The 13,518-nt window shown below is 71.7% G+C and carries 8 protein-coding genes; 4 read left to right on the top strand and 4 right to left on the bottom strand.

Features of this window, described 5'->3' with window-relative positions; all coding sequences use genetic code 11:
- Positions 1 to 10: 10 nt before the first annotated feature.
- From AC5020_RS03610 to AC5020_RS03600, 3 genes are all read left to right on the top strand, one after another.
- Positions 11 to 1,852 (top strand): SIP domain-containing protein, encoded by a 1,842-nt coding sequence (locus AC5020_RS03610; RefSeq protein ID WP_464987257.1) that lies wholly within the window; start codon positions 11 to 13, stop codon positions 1,850 to 1,852.
- Between the two features lie 62 nt (positions 1,853 to 1,914).
- On the top strand, positions 1,915 to 5,313 hold the full coding sequence (locus AC5020_RS03605) for an ATP-binding protein (protein ID WP_464987256.1): 3,399 nt from the start codon (positions 1,915 to 1,917) through the stop codon (positions 5,311 to 5,313).
- A gap of 181 nt (positions 5,314 to 5,494) precedes the next feature.
- A complete protein-coding gene (locus AC5020_RS03600) occupies positions 5,495 to 6,004 on the top strand; it encodes a hypothetical protein (RefSeq protein ID WP_464987255.1) in 510 nt (169 codons plus the stop codon).
- Here AC5020_RS03600 and AC5020_RS03595 read toward each other — a convergent pair.
- Positions 5,967 to 7,487 (bottom strand): maltokinase N-terminal cap-like domain-containing protein, encoded by a 1,521-nt coding sequence (locus AC5020_RS03595; protein WP_464987254.1) that lies wholly within the window; start codon positions 7,485 to 7,487, stop codon positions 5,967 to 5,969. The genes AC5020_RS03600 and AC5020_RS03595 overlap by 38 nt on opposite strands.
- A gap of 48 nt (positions 7,488 to 7,535) precedes the next feature.
- On the opposite strand from AC5020_RS03595, the gene AC5020_RS03590 reads away from it, so the two are divergent.
- A complete protein-coding gene (locus AC5020_RS03590; RefSeq protein WP_464987253.1) occupies positions 7,536 to 9,500 on the top strand; it encodes an Ig-like domain-containing protein in 1,965 nt (654 codons plus the stop codon).
- Positions 9,501 to 9,537: 37 nt separating this feature from the next.
- On the opposite strand, the gene AC5020_RS03585 is transcribed toward AC5020_RS03590, so the two are convergent.
- The 3 genes from AC5020_RS03585 to AC5020_RS03575 form a co-directional block, all read right to left on the bottom strand.
- Positions 9,538 to 10,152, bottom strand: coding sequence for a LytR C-terminal domain-containing protein (locus AC5020_RS03585; protein ID WP_464987252.1), 615 nt, complete (start codon positions 10,150 to 10,152; stop codon positions 9,538 to 9,540).
- Between the two features lie 3 nt (positions 10,153 to 10,155).
- Positions 10,156 to 11,565 carry a beta-N-acetylhexosaminidase gene (locus AC5020_RS03580; RefSeq protein WP_464987251.1) on the bottom strand — a complete coding sequence of 470 codons (1,410 nt, stop codon included), beginning with the start codon at positions 11,563 to 11,565 and terminating at the stop codon, positions 10,156 to 10,158.
- Positions 11,566 to 11,819: 254 nt separating this feature from the next.
- Positions 11,820 to 12,884, bottom strand: a complete 1,065-nt coding sequence (locus AC5020_RS03575) for a C40 family peptidase (RefSeq protein ID WP_377793133.1) — start codon at positions 12,882 to 12,884, stop codon at positions 11,820 to 11,822.
- Positions 12,885 to 13,518: the final 634 nt, after the last annotated feature.

The raw sequence follows: 13,518 nt of genomic DNA, 5'->3' as shown, positions 1-13,518 counted from the left end.
ACGGAGGAGCATGGCACTGATCAGCGCCCAGCACCTCCACCTCGCCTACGACCGCCGCGAGATCGTCCACGACCTCAGCCTGTCCCTGCCGGAGGGGCGCATCACCGTCATCGTCGGTGCCAACGGCTGCGGGAAGTCCACCGTGCTGCGAGGGCTCTCGCGCCTGATGCCGCCCCGTCACGGCTCCGTGGTCCTGGACGGCAAGGACATCCACAGCCTGCGCGGCAAGGACCTCGCCCGGCGGCTGGGGCTGCTGCCGCAGTCACCGATCGCGCCCGACGGCGTGACCGTGCGCGAACTCGTCTCCCGCGGCCGCTTCCCCCACCAGGGGCTGCTGCCCCAGTGGAGCGAGGACGACGAGCTCGCCGTGCGCGAGGCACTGACCGCCACGCGCACCGATGAACTGGCCGACCAGCGGGTCGAGGAGCTCTCCGGCGGGCAGCGCCAGCGCGTGTGGATCGCCATGGCCCTGGCCCAGCAGACCGAGGTGCTGCTGCTGGACGAGCCCACCACCTTCCTCGACCTCACCCACCAGCTCGATGTGCTCGATGTGGTCCGCGAGCTGAACCGCACGCGCGGCACCACGGTCGCGCTCGTCCTGCACGACCTCAACCTCGCCGCCCGCTACGCCGATCATCTGGTCGCCGTCAAGGACGGCCGCATCCACTCCGAGGGCCCACCGGCCGGCGTCATCACTGAGCAGATGGTGCGCGAGGTCTTCGCCCTCGACTCCCGAATCGTCCCCGACCAGGTCACCGGCACCCCGATGGTGCTCCCCCTGGGGCGGGAGCGCACCGACCCCACCACCGAGGAGGACATCATGTCCGCCACCGCCACGGCGACCGCTCCGGCGCACCAGCTCGTCCCCGCCCTCGAGCACAGCTCGATGATCGCCTTCGAGCTCACCGTCGCCGCGAAACGCTCGCTCGGCAGGTCACTGGTGCGCTTCACGTTCACCAGCCCCGACCTGGTCCACTTCGGCGCCAACTGCCACCCGCTGGACCTGCGGATCAAGATGATCATCCCCGGTCCCGAGGCGAGCGCGGACCACTTCGCCGCGGTGCGCCCCGGAGCGGTGCTGGACCCGACCACGCACGCCGAGTGGTACCGCAGCTGGCTCCAGATCGATCCCGCGGACCGCGGCTGGATGCGCACCTACACCGTGCGTGCCGTCCGCGCGGCCGGGCACCCCGGCAACGTGGGCGCCGATCCCGAGATCGACGTCGACTTCGTCCTCCACCTCGATGACGAGGAGGTCCCGGGCAGCGGGGTCGCGGCGCGCTGGGCGCACGGTGCCGAGGTGGGCGAGCGGATCTCCATGCTGGGCCCCAACAAGCACCTCGTCGGCCCCGACTACGGCGGCATCGAGTTCCGCCCCGGTACCGCCCGCAACGTGCTGCTGGTGGGCGATGAGACCGCGGTGCCCGCGATCTGCTCCATCCTCGAATCGCTGCCGGAGACGATCAGCGGCCACGCGATCCTCGAGGTTCCCGACGCCTCCGACGGACAGCAGATCCTCACCCGATCCGGCGTGCAGGTCAGCTGGCTGCCGCGCGGGCAGCGCCCGCACGGCGAGCTGATGACCGCGGCCGTCCAGCAGCTGATGAGCGAGAACGCCCAGGCCTTCCGCGGTGGCGCGGCCGACGTTCCGGCGGCCGAGCTCGAGGACGTCGACGTGGACGAGACGATCCTGTGGGAGACCACCACCGGCCACGGCACCTTCTATGCCTGGCTCGCGGGAGAGGCGGGCGTGATCAAGTCGCTGCGCCGCCACCTCGTCAGCGACCTCGGCCTGGACCGCCAGCAGGTCTCCTTCATGGGCTACTGGCGCCAGGGGCGGCCGGAGAACTGAGCGCGCGCTCAGTCCGCACTGAGTCCGCACTGAGTCCGCTCCGCTCTTAGTACCCTCTACGGGTGACCTCCGCGACCGACACTGCTCAGGACGGGCTCGACCTGCCGGGCATGCCCCAGACCGACGCGCCCACCGACCAGGTGGCCAGCAGCCCCGATCACCCCCACCCGGGGCAGTGGCGCCTGGTCGCGGTGCAGATCTCCAACTGGGGCACGTTCCACGGCACCCACGAGCTGGAGATCTCCCCGAAGGGCTACTTCCTCACCGGCGGTCCCGGCACCGGCAAGTCGACGCTGCTGGACGCGGTCAGCGCGCTGCTGACCCCTCCGCGCACGCTGCAGTTCAACGCGGCCGCCTCCGACGCCGGCCCGGCGCGCTCGAAGTACCGCCGCACCGTGGCCAGCTACGTCCGCGGCGCCTGGGCGATGCACTACGACCAGGCCACCGGCGAGTTCAGCCAGGAGGTGCTGCGGGAGAAGACGACCCTGTCCGTGCTCACCCTGCGCTACGCCGACGGGCTGGGCGGCACCGTCCAGCTCTCGCGTCTGCTGCTGCTGCACGCCGGCCATACCTCGGATTCGGACGTCAAGAGCCTCTACGTCATCGCCCGCACCCCGCTGGACGTCACCGACCTGCGCCAGTTCGTCTCCAGCCAGATCGAGGGCAAAGCTCTCGAGGCGGCCTACCCGGGGACCGAGACGTTCCGTCAGTTCCGCGAGTACCGCGCCGCGTTCAGCCAGCTGCTCGGCATCCCCGACGAGAAGGCGCTGGGACTGCTGCACAAGATCCAGTCCGCCAAGGAGCTCGGCGACGTCAACGCCCTGCTGCGCGACTACATGCTCGACGCCCCGCGCACCTTCGAGCTGGCCGATCAGGCCCTGGCGAACTTCCACAACCTCTCCGAGGTCTACGAGGCCCTGGTCACCGCCCGCGAGCAGCGGGACCTGCTGCGCGGGCTGCGGGAGAACCACGAGAACTGGTCGGCCATGCGCGCCCGCGGCGCCGAACTCGTCGACCGCCGCGCCGACATCGACGTCTACGCCGCCCAGCACCTGGTGCGGCTGCTCGGGGACGAGTCCGAGCGCCTCCAGCTCGAGCGCGACCGGCTCGGCGCCCAGCAGCGCCGCCTGACCCAGGACGTGGCCGAGGCCCGCTCCGACCTGGCCCAGCTCAAGGAGCAGCGGCGCCGCGCGGGCGGCGGTGAGATCGACGACTGGAAGCAGCAGATCGCCGGCCTCGAGGTCGAGCGCGAGCGCCGCCGCGAGCGGGCCACCGAGTTCGGGGCCCTGCTGGCCACCGTGGAGCTGGGCACGCCCGCCGGCGAGGACATGTTCCTCGCCCTCCAGCGCGAGGTCGCCTCCCTGCGCGAGTCCCTCGAGGCGGAGGAGAAGGGAGCTGATTCCGCCCGCTGGGAGGCCGAGGCGGAGGTCCGGGAGCTGACCACCACCCTGAACCGCACCCGGGAGGAGCTCGCCTCCCTCACCTCCCGCGCCTCGAACCTCCACTCCGAGGATGTCGCCCTGCGCGACCACATCGCCTCCGAGGTGGGCATCGCCCCCACCGAGCTGCCCTTCGCCGCCGAGCTGCTGCAGGTGCGCACCGGGCAGGAGGAATGGACCGCCGCGGCCGAACAGGCACTGCGGGGACTGGCACGCTCCATCCTGGTGCCCGACCGCGTCTACCGCGAGGTGGCCGCGGTCATCGACCGCACCAAGCTGCGCCGTCGGATCTCCTACAACCGGGTCAACACCGACCTGCGCCGCCCCGCGAAGAACATCGAGGAGCGCTCACTGGCCGCCAAGCTCGAGGTCAAGGACGGCGAGTTCCACGTCTGGCTCAGCCACGAGATCGCCTCCCGGATGGACTACACCTGCGCGGACAGCCTCGAGGAGTTCACGCGTCTGAATCGCGCCGTGCTCCGGTCCGGGCAGATCAAGCACTCCGCGACCCGGCACGAGAAGAACACCGATCGGCAGATCAACGATCGCTCCCAGTGGGTGCTCGGCTTCGACAACCGCGCCAAGCGCGCCGTGTTCGAGGCCGAGCGCACCCGCGCCGAGCAGGCCCTGTTCGAGGCGCAGGCCCGGCGCAAGGACGTCGAGACCCAGCGGGAGCGCCGGCGTGAGCGGCTCTACGCGCTGCAGTCGATCAGCTCGGTGACCTGGGACGACATCGACGCCGCCTCGGTCGCCCGCCGGATCGCGAACCTCCGGGACATGGTGCGGGCGGCGGAGGACGGCTCCGAGGCGCTCGCCGAGCTCGCCGGCCAGATCGAGGAGGTCGAGAAGTCCATCGCCGAGACCGACGAGGAGCTGCTGGAGGTCGTCCGCAGCGCCGGCAAGCTCGGCGAGCAGGCCGAACGGGTCGAGGAGCGCCTGGCCGCGGCGAGGGAGCGCCTCGCCGAGTCGAGCCTGGACCCGGAGGTGGAGGCCGAGCTGGCCGAACGCTTCAGCGCGATCGCCCCCACCCTTGTGCTGTCCACCATCGACCAGGTCACCAAGGACGCCTCGGCCACCCTGGACGCCGAGCTGATGGACCTCACCCGGCGCACCTCCCGCGCCGAGGAGGACATCCGCACCGCGATGCGTGAGTTCTCCCGCCGCTGGCCCGCCCAGGCCGGGGACACCACCCCGTCCCTGGACTCGGCCGAGGACTACCTCGCCATCCTCCAGCGGATCGAGGAGGAGAAGCTGCCTGAGGTTGAGGACCGCTTCTTCGAGTTCTTCACCGGCAACACGCTCGGAGACGTGCAGGCCCTGGCCACGGCGATCGCCCGCGAGCCCGCGGAGATCCGCAAGCGCCTCCAGCGCATCAACGCGCTGCTGGCCCAGGTCGAGTTCCACGCCGGGCGCTACCTGCAGCTGTCGATGCGTCCGGTCCACCTCGCCGCGCTCGACGAGTTCAAGCGGGCGCTGGAGGACGCGGTGGCCGACACCGCGCTGAACGACATCAGCCGCGACCGCGAGCAGGCCGAGGAGCGCTTCCTCTCGCTGCGGCACCTGATGGACATGATCGGCGCCGCCCGCACCCGCGACGACCAGGTCTCCCGCGTGATCCTCGACGTGCGCCGGCACGTGCACTTCCACGCCGAGGAGGTCGACACCGAGGGCACCGTCGTCCACGCCCACGAGTCCGGCGGGCCCCTCTCCGGCGGCCAGAACGAGCGCCTGGCGACCTTCTGCCTGGCGGCGGCGCTGCGCTACCAGCTGGCCGGTACCGGCCAGGAGGTCCCGCGATTCGCGCCCATCATCATCGACGAGGCGTTCTCCAAGGGCGCCGGCAAGTTCATCACCGCCGCGATGGAGTCCTTCCGCCACTTCGGATTCCAGGTGATCCTCGCCAACCCCGGCAAGAATCCGCAGGCCCTGGCTCCGTTCATCGGGGGCGTCGGAGTGGTCTCGATCCGGCAGGATCGCTACTCCTCGGTCGCGCCCGTGGAGTTCGTGCCCGTCGACGAGTGAGCGCCACCGGGCGAGGGTGCGCCATGGGGAGTTCTCCCCATCGGCAGGATCCCCGCGGATCGCTAGCCTGATCGTCATCCGCTCCATGTAGGCGGAGGAACGAGCGCAGAAGCAGGTCGCAGCTGCGCCGAGGCAGGATGCGGCCGCCTGGTGCGGCGCGACAGGCGAGAGGTGGACAGCGATGTCAGCTCTGCCGGCCGACGGTCGTGAGTCGGTCCCCTCCCAGGACGAGGCCCACCAGCGCATCCGCGATCTGCTCGGCGCGGTGACCGCCGCCGTGCTCGAGCATCAGCCGGGCCTGACCTCCTTCGAGGACCATCGGCCCCAGCGGGACCGCTCCTCGGGCGGCTCCTGGCGCGGACTGGAGACCTGTTGCCACGTCAGTGCACTGCTGGTCAGCTCCGGCGTCCCCGCGGAGGACGCGGACGGACCCCGGCGGCTGCTGGGGACGGTCGACGCCGTTGCCGCGGCCCGCGGGATGGACCGCGGCAACGAGTGGGAGAGCTACGCGATGCGCGCGGGGAGGTGGACCGCTGGGGACGGAGATGTGCTCGAGGTGATCGTCGGGGTGCGCGTGGCCGTGCGGGCGATCAGCGCGCCGTTCCTGCCGGGCTCGCTGGATCCGATCGCCTCCACCAGCCCGACGTCCCCGCTCAGCCCGGTGACCCCGGCTCCCCGGCTCGTGCGCTGATCCGTTCCAGGGCGGCCAGCGGGATCGGCAGCCAGTCGGGGCGATTGCGCGACTCGTAGAGCGCCTCGTAGGCGGCCTTGTCCGCCTCGAAAGCAGCGAGCAGGACCTGCAGCGTCGGGTCGTGGAGCGGCAGCCCCGAGGTGCCGGCGTACCCGTCCAGGAAGGCGTCACGGGCGTGCGCCGCCCACGGCGAGGCATCTGCGCCGTCCTCGTGCGCGACCGCCCCGGCCACGTAGTCCAGGCTGCGCAGCATCCCGGCGACGTCCCGCAGCGGGGAATCGGGACGGCCACGCTGCTCCAGGGGCCGCAGGGGCTCGCCCTCGAAATCGAGCAGCACCCAGCCCCGCCCCGGGGCGAGCAGCACCTGCCCCAGATGCAGATCGCCGTGGATCCGCTGCATGGCCGGCCAGTCCACCTCGCCGGCGGAGGCCAGCAGGGACTCCAGGGCATCGCGGTGCCCGGCGACCTGCGGCACGGCCTCTGCGATCTCGCCGACCCGGCGGCGCATCTGCTCGAGCATCGCGGTGGCCACGGCGTGATCGGTGGCCGTCGCGCCGAAGGCGACGGCGAGGTCATGGTGGACCTCGGCGAGGGTCGAGCCCAGCGCCCGGGCCGCTGCGGTGAAGTCCTCGCCGGCCCGGGCCAGACGCAGCGCCGTGCGCCATGCGTCCTCCAGGCCGGGCAGGAACTCCTGGGCGAACAGCGCGTGGGTGCGCAGCGGGCCGACGCGGACGGTCGCGGAGGCCACCAGGGACGGCACCCGCGTGCTGCCGGCCGCACTGAGTGCTCCCTGCAGCACCACATCCGGGTTCTCGCCGTGCTGAAGCACCCGGAACAGCTTGATGATCACCGGGTCCGCGCCCTCCGCCTCGGCGATCATCGAGGTGTTGGACTGCTCGCCGGAGAGCAGGCGCGTGCGCAGACCGGCGCCCCTCGGCAGCGGCAGCGGACGGCCGGCGGGATGGCCCACGGGATGAGCGGCCATGCTCAGCGACGACCCGAGAGCCCCGTCCCCAGCGGCCAGGGCCGCGACGATCGCGGCGCGCCCGTCGGCATCGAGGGTGGCGTCGTCGGCCCGCACCGGGCCGCCCGGGACCGCCACCACGCCGATCTCGGAGCCCTCGTCGCGGGCCGCGCCGGGACCGTCCGGCGGCCTCAGCACGAGCGGGACCTGGTACAGCGCCTCCCCGGCGCCCTCCGGGGCGGCCGCCACCACGGTGAGGACGACGGCATGGCCGGCGGCGACCCGCAGCGGAGCCCAGCCCCGGATCGAGACCGTCGGCGTTCCGGCCCCCTTGTGCGCGTACCAGCGCTGGGAGGGCATCCAGGCCGCCAGCGGGCCGGTGAGCGCGCCGAGCACGTCGTCGAGCGGAGGCAGCGTGGTGACATCGAACGGGGCACCGGACGCGAACGCGGCGCCGGACGGGGAGGCGCCGGCCGCGGCAGCACCGTCCGCGGTGGGCGGGGAGCTGGGCTCGTCCATGGGCATCACTCTAAGGCCCCGTGCGGGTGTGCTTGCTACCCTTCTGGGGTGCCTGAGCCGACGCGTCGTCCCCGTGCGCGCGCGGGACTGCGGAAGGTCGCCGCGCGGGTCGCGGCACTGGTCGCGGTCGCGGTGCTGGCCGGTCCTCTCACGCTGCCGGCCTCGGCGCTGGGAGAGGACGGCACCTTCACCCTGCCGGTGGAGTCCGAGACGGTCTCGCTGGTGCCCGGGTCCGTGACCAGGCTGCCCCTGCGCGCCCTGGTCCAGGACGACGCCGAGGACGAGATCGACTTCGACTCCGCCCGCCTGGCGGTGCCCCAGGACCTCGACGAGGGCACGCGCGAGCTGATGGAGGTCGGCGACGATGATCGCAGCATCACCGTCCCCGGGGAGGGCACCTGGACCGTGATCGGCCAGGAGTTCGTGTTCACGCCGCTCAGCGGCGTCCAGGGTGCCAGCACCCCGATCGCCGTCACCATCGGCAGCACCCATGACACCCGGTCGCTGCCGGCCGTACTCACCCCGGAGCTGGTGGAGCTGGAGGACATCTCCGTGCACGGCTCGGCCGGCGAGGTCACCGAGGTCCCGCTGGACCAGGAGATCCCCGAGGGCGGGACCGTGCGCCTGGAACTGGCAGGTCTGCCCGCGGGATCCACTCTGCTGGCCGACGGCAGCAGGGCCACGGTCCCGGACCAGGGCGTGTGGCAGCTCTCGGCCGACGGCAGCTCGCTCAGCCACACCCCGTCGGGACCGGGGCTGGGCCGTCAGCTGGACCCGGTGCGTCTGGTCGTCGAGGACCCCGAGGGCGCGGTCGTGCAGGCGGGAGAGGTCTCCGTGACCGTCCCGATCATCTCCGACCTGGACTGGTCCGCCCCCTACGGGCAGGACATCCTGTTCGTCGTGGGGGAGGGCCAGCAGTACATCGATCCTTCCACCTTGCGTCTGCAGCCGCTGGCCGGCGAGGAGGGGGTCGAGGTCTCCGAGGACGGCACCACCGTGGTGGTCCCGGACCAGGGCACGTGGCAGCTCGACCGGGACCGTGCCACGGTCCGCTTCTCGCCCGAGAGCGACCAGGTGCGCACCACGGCGCCCATGGGCATCACCGGCGGGGACGGCGAGGGGGCGACGGCCGCGACCGCGCTGCTGTCGACCGCCTATCCGGTCCTGCTGGACCGCGCCGAGGCCGCCACGCCCGGCAACCCGATCCAGTTCGACCTGACCACCGGGATCCGCGACGTGCGCTCGGACTCGCTGCGCTTCGACCGCGAGCGGCTTCCCGAGGGGGCGGAGCTCTCCGAGGACGGCACCGAGGTGGTCGTCGAGGGGGAGGGCACCTGGACCATCGACTTCGAATCCCGCACCGTGACGATGACACCCGCCGAGGGCTTCGTGGGCGAGGCGTCCCCGGTGGGGCTCACCGGGCAGGGCGTCTACGCGGACAACACCGTCGATGCCACCTTCGAGGCCGTCGTCGCGCCGGAGGTCGCCACACTGCGCGACGACGAGCAGCTCGCCTCACCGGGAAGCCCGGTCACCGTGGACATCCTGGGCAATGACACCGCCGCCAGCGGCTCGCAGCCGCTGGACCCGGAGACCGTGGAGATCGGCTCGCTCTCGGCGACCAACCTCTCCGAGCTCGAGGGGTGGCGCGGCAAGCGCCTGGTGATCCCCGAGGAGGGGGTGTACACCGTCGGCGAGAACGGCTCGGTCACCTTCGCCCCGGACGAGGACTTCGTCGGCCGCACCACCCCCATCACGTACTACGTGCGCGACAGCGAGGGGGTCCCGGCCTCGGCAGAGCTCGTCATCGACGAGGACCCCACGCTCACCGGCTCCGATCGGTCCGGCGCGCAGGTCAGCGGTATCAACAGCCTGCTGATCGGGCTCTTGCCCTCGTCCCCGGCGACCGCGACCGTCTACCTCACGATCGTGCTGCTGCTGCTGTTCGGCGGGGGAGTGGCGCTGTGGATCGGCGTGCGCATGGAGGCCGACCGCCGGGCCTGGCAGGACTGAGCGCGGGGCGGACGATCGGGGACCGTCCCCCAGGGCCTCACTCCGTGGGACAGCCCTCGGGCATCTCGACCGGCTCCTCGGCGGCGGCGGACGCCGTCGCCTCCTCCTCGAGGCCGGCGAACCCGTCGCCGAGCAGCAGGTCCACGGCGGCGCCCTCGCGCGAATCCATCGTGAGCGTGGCGTCCGGGATCTGCGCGCTCAGGCTCTGGGCCGCGAGGTACCCGTCCGGGCCGTGGACGATGGTCGCGGGCCCTGCGGCCTCACCGGTGTTGCCCGGGTCCTCGACGGCGAAGCCGCGCGCGGCGAGCTCCTCGGAGACGTCGCCGGCCAGGCCGGTGCGGCCGGTCCCGTTCAGCACGGTCACCGTGACCTCCTGGGCCGGCAGGGGGACGGCACCCGGTTCCGGGCAGGTGAGCTCGGCCGATCCCTCGTCGCCGAACGTCTTGGGGGCGATCACGCCGGGCTCGGCGGCCGGCTCGCGCAGTTCTCCCACCGCATAGAACCCGACCGCGATCACTGCGACCGCCAGTGCCGAGAAGAACACCAGCTGGGTCGCGCGCAGCCGGAGCTGCCGGCGCCGTCGCTGGTCCCGGCGGCGGACGTCGTCGGCCGAGCGGCCGTAGGGGTGGGAGTCCTGATGGGAGGAGGGCATGGATCAGTCCAGCGGGCGGTAACTGATCCCGAAAGCGTCCAGGCGGGGCAGATGCGCGCGCAGGCGCTCCTCGAACTCCTCCCAGCTCTGCTCAGGCGATCCCCAGGCGCGCTCGGCGAGGGCGCACATGCGGGGGAAGGCCATGTACTGCACCTGCTGCGCGGTGGGCGTGTACTCGCTCCACAGCTGACCCTGGAGACCGATCAGCAGCTTGTGCTGATCCCCGTCCAGCCTGCCCGGGACCAGGTCGGCGGTGTAGACGTCCTCGACCGTGGTCAGGCCGCCGATGGCCAGCGGCTCCTCGTCGGGATCGCCCTGGTAGTAGTCGAAGTAGGTGTGCTCGCTGTTGGCGATCACCGTCTGGAAGCCGCGGGCGGTGGATTCCTTCAGGCCGGCGGCCCGACGCCAGTTCATCACCACGGTGTCATCGGGCAGATGGCTCTCGAGCACCTCGTCCCAGGCGACCACGCGCTTGCCGTGCTCGGCGAGGACCTCGGCCGCGAAGGAGGTGAACCTGCCCTGGATCTCGGAGACGCGGGTCAGGCCCCACTCGTTCATCCGGGCCCGGGCCGCCGACGAGCGCTCCCACTCCACCCGCGGGCACTCGTCGCCGCCGATGTGGACGTAGGGGCCGGGGAAGATGTCCGCGACCTGCGTGAGCACATCGCGCAGGAAGTCGAAGACCTCGTCGGCCACGCCGAGGACGTGGTCGGAGATGCCCCACACCTGGCGCACCCCGAGCTGGACCTCGGGGTTGTTCCCGAGCTCGGGGTAGGAGGCGATCGCGGCCTGCATGTGGCCGGGCAGGTCCACCTCGGGCACGATCATGATCCCGCGGCGGCGGGCGTACTCCACGAGCCCCCGCAGCTCGTCCTGGGTGTAGTAGCCGCCGTGGGGCGTGCCGTCGAACTCCCACGTGCCCGCCTCGGCCTGATGGTGGCCGATGAGCGTCTGGTCGCGCCAGGCGCCGACCTCCGTGAGCTTCGGATATCCCCGGACCTCGAGGCGCCAGCCCTGGTCGTCGGTGAGGTGGAGGTGGAGGACGTTCAGGCGATGCAGTGCCATCGCGTCGATCATCGTCTCGAGCTCGGAGACCGTGCGGAAGTGGCGCGAGACGTCCAGCATCATGCCGCGCCAGGCGTGCTTGGGGTGGTCGTGGATGGTCACGCACGGGATGGAGCCGGCGGCGCCGCTGACGATCTGGGCGAAGGTGTTGCGGCCGTCGGCCAGGGCGGCCTCGCTGCCGGCGGCGAGGCTCGCGCCGTCCGGCGAGATCGACAGACTGTACTCGGTCCGGCCCAGGCCCTCGGAGAGGCCGACGGAGAGCGCGTCCCACGGGTCGTCGGTCACCCAGGTCCCCTCCGACCAGATGACGGACTGCGGCAGCGGGACGAGGGCGATGGGGTCGGGCATCAACTTCTCCTGGCACGGCGGCGTCGGCGATGATCCGTTCCAGTCTGCCATGGAGACGCGGGTCACGACGCATCCGCCCTGTGCCCCGTGCCCTGTGCGCTGTGGCTGCTGTGCTTGCGGTGTTCGTCGTGCTCGCCGTCCCGGGACGCACGGGAGCCCGGCCGGCGATGCCGACCGGGCTCCCTCACGCCGCCCTGCTCCTTCCCGGTGACGCTGAGGCGTCGAGCAGGCCGCCGTGGTCCTGAGGCGTCGTCTCAGCGGTAGCTGACGAAGACGTGCGGCGAGTTCCAGATGGAACGCTCGACGACCTTCTGGCGCGAGCCGGAGGCGTCGATGATCTTCCCGTTGCCGACATAGATGCCCATGTGGCCGTAGTCGTTCGACGTGAAGGCCACGAGGTCACCTGGCTGAGCCTGCGACCGGGGGATGATCTTCCCGCCGAAGGTGTATCCCTTCGCCGTCTTGCGCGGCAGGTCGATGCCCGCCGAGTTGTAGGCGTAGTGGACCAGACCGGAGCAGTCGAAACCGGTCGAGGGCGACTCGCCGCCCCACGTGTAGCGCGCACCGAGCTGGGACCGGGCCGCGTTGATGACGGCCTGGCCGTTGATCGAGGTGCCCGACGTCGAGTCACGACCGTCGCCACGGCTGGAGCCGCCGTCGGAGATCCGCACGTCGGAGTAGACGGCGTTCCAGGTGTTGGGGCCGACGACCCCGTCCACCTTGATGCCGGCGGCCGACTGCAGACCCCGCACCGCACTGGCGGTGCGGCTGCCGAAGACGCCGTCCACCGTGAGGGACGAACCGCGATCGTTCAGCGCGCTCTGCAGGGTGCGCACGGCGGAGCCGCGGCTGCCCTCGCGGAGCTTGGGCTGCGAGGACGACGGCGCCGAGGTGCCGCTGCCGGAGCTGCTGCCGCCCGCCAGGGCGCCCCACGTGTTCGGCCCGACGACTCCGTCCACGGCGATCCGGGCCGAGGACTGGAAGTTCTTCACCGCCCGCAGCGTGTTGGGGCCGAAGACGCCATCGGTGGCGATGGACGCGCCCTTGGCGTTCAGCTGGCTCTGGAGGTGGCTGACGGCGTCGCCGCGAGCGCCCAGACGCAGCTTCACCGCGGAGTACTTGGAGGAGGGCGCGGCCGGGGCGACGGTCGGCGCGGTGGCCCCGCGGACCGTGCCGACGGTTGCAGGGGCGGGAGCGGGGCTCTGGGCCCGGGCCGTATCGGCGCCGGTGAACGCGGCGCCGGCGGTGACGGCACCGAGGACGGCGACGCCTCCGACGCCTCGGCCGACCGGGGCCGCGAGCCCGCGATAATCGATCACTGCACGGCCGGGTGCCCGGTGCGTGCTTCGTGGAGCGGTGCGGAACATCTGTGAGTGTCACTTTCTCCGTCGCCACGCAGGCGCCCCCGCGCGACGCGCGAGACCTGCGCCCGTCACCCAGGGAAGTGGAGGAAGCGACCGAGCCGGTGACGGGAAGGCGGCGTCTCGGTCAGTGCCCCAGCTACGGGCGGCACCAGCGCCACTGTATGTGCAGGTCAGGCCCCTACCACAGGGGAGTTTGCTCGCAGAAATGCACGTCTTTACCAAGATTTTGCCAAAAAAGCCGAATTCTCGCCGTGTTGTCCTCGTGCCTCGAAAAGCAGTGTGGTAGTTACACCGTTGTCATTCACGCCCCGAAAACCGCGGCCGATGACGTCGGTGCGTCCGAGGATTCCACCTGCGTCGAGCAATCCTGGGCGGCAGGGAAAGGCGGGCCGGAAATACGTCAGGGCCGCGAGTGCGTCTGACGACGTTCTCGCGGCCCTGAGCCCGGTGGTCGGGGTGACAGTGTCTTGGTTCAGGACATCGGAATGGGATGTCTCGGGACATCGGCATAGCGTGTTGCAGGACATCGGCATGAGTCTCAGGCATGTCGAAGCGTCGGTTGGTGGTCACTGCTGTCCTTGCTGGGTCC

It is taken from the genome of Brachybacterium sp. SYSU DS0246 (assembly GCF_059391765.1).
This window is presented reverse-complemented; position numbering and strand designations above follow the sequence as displayed.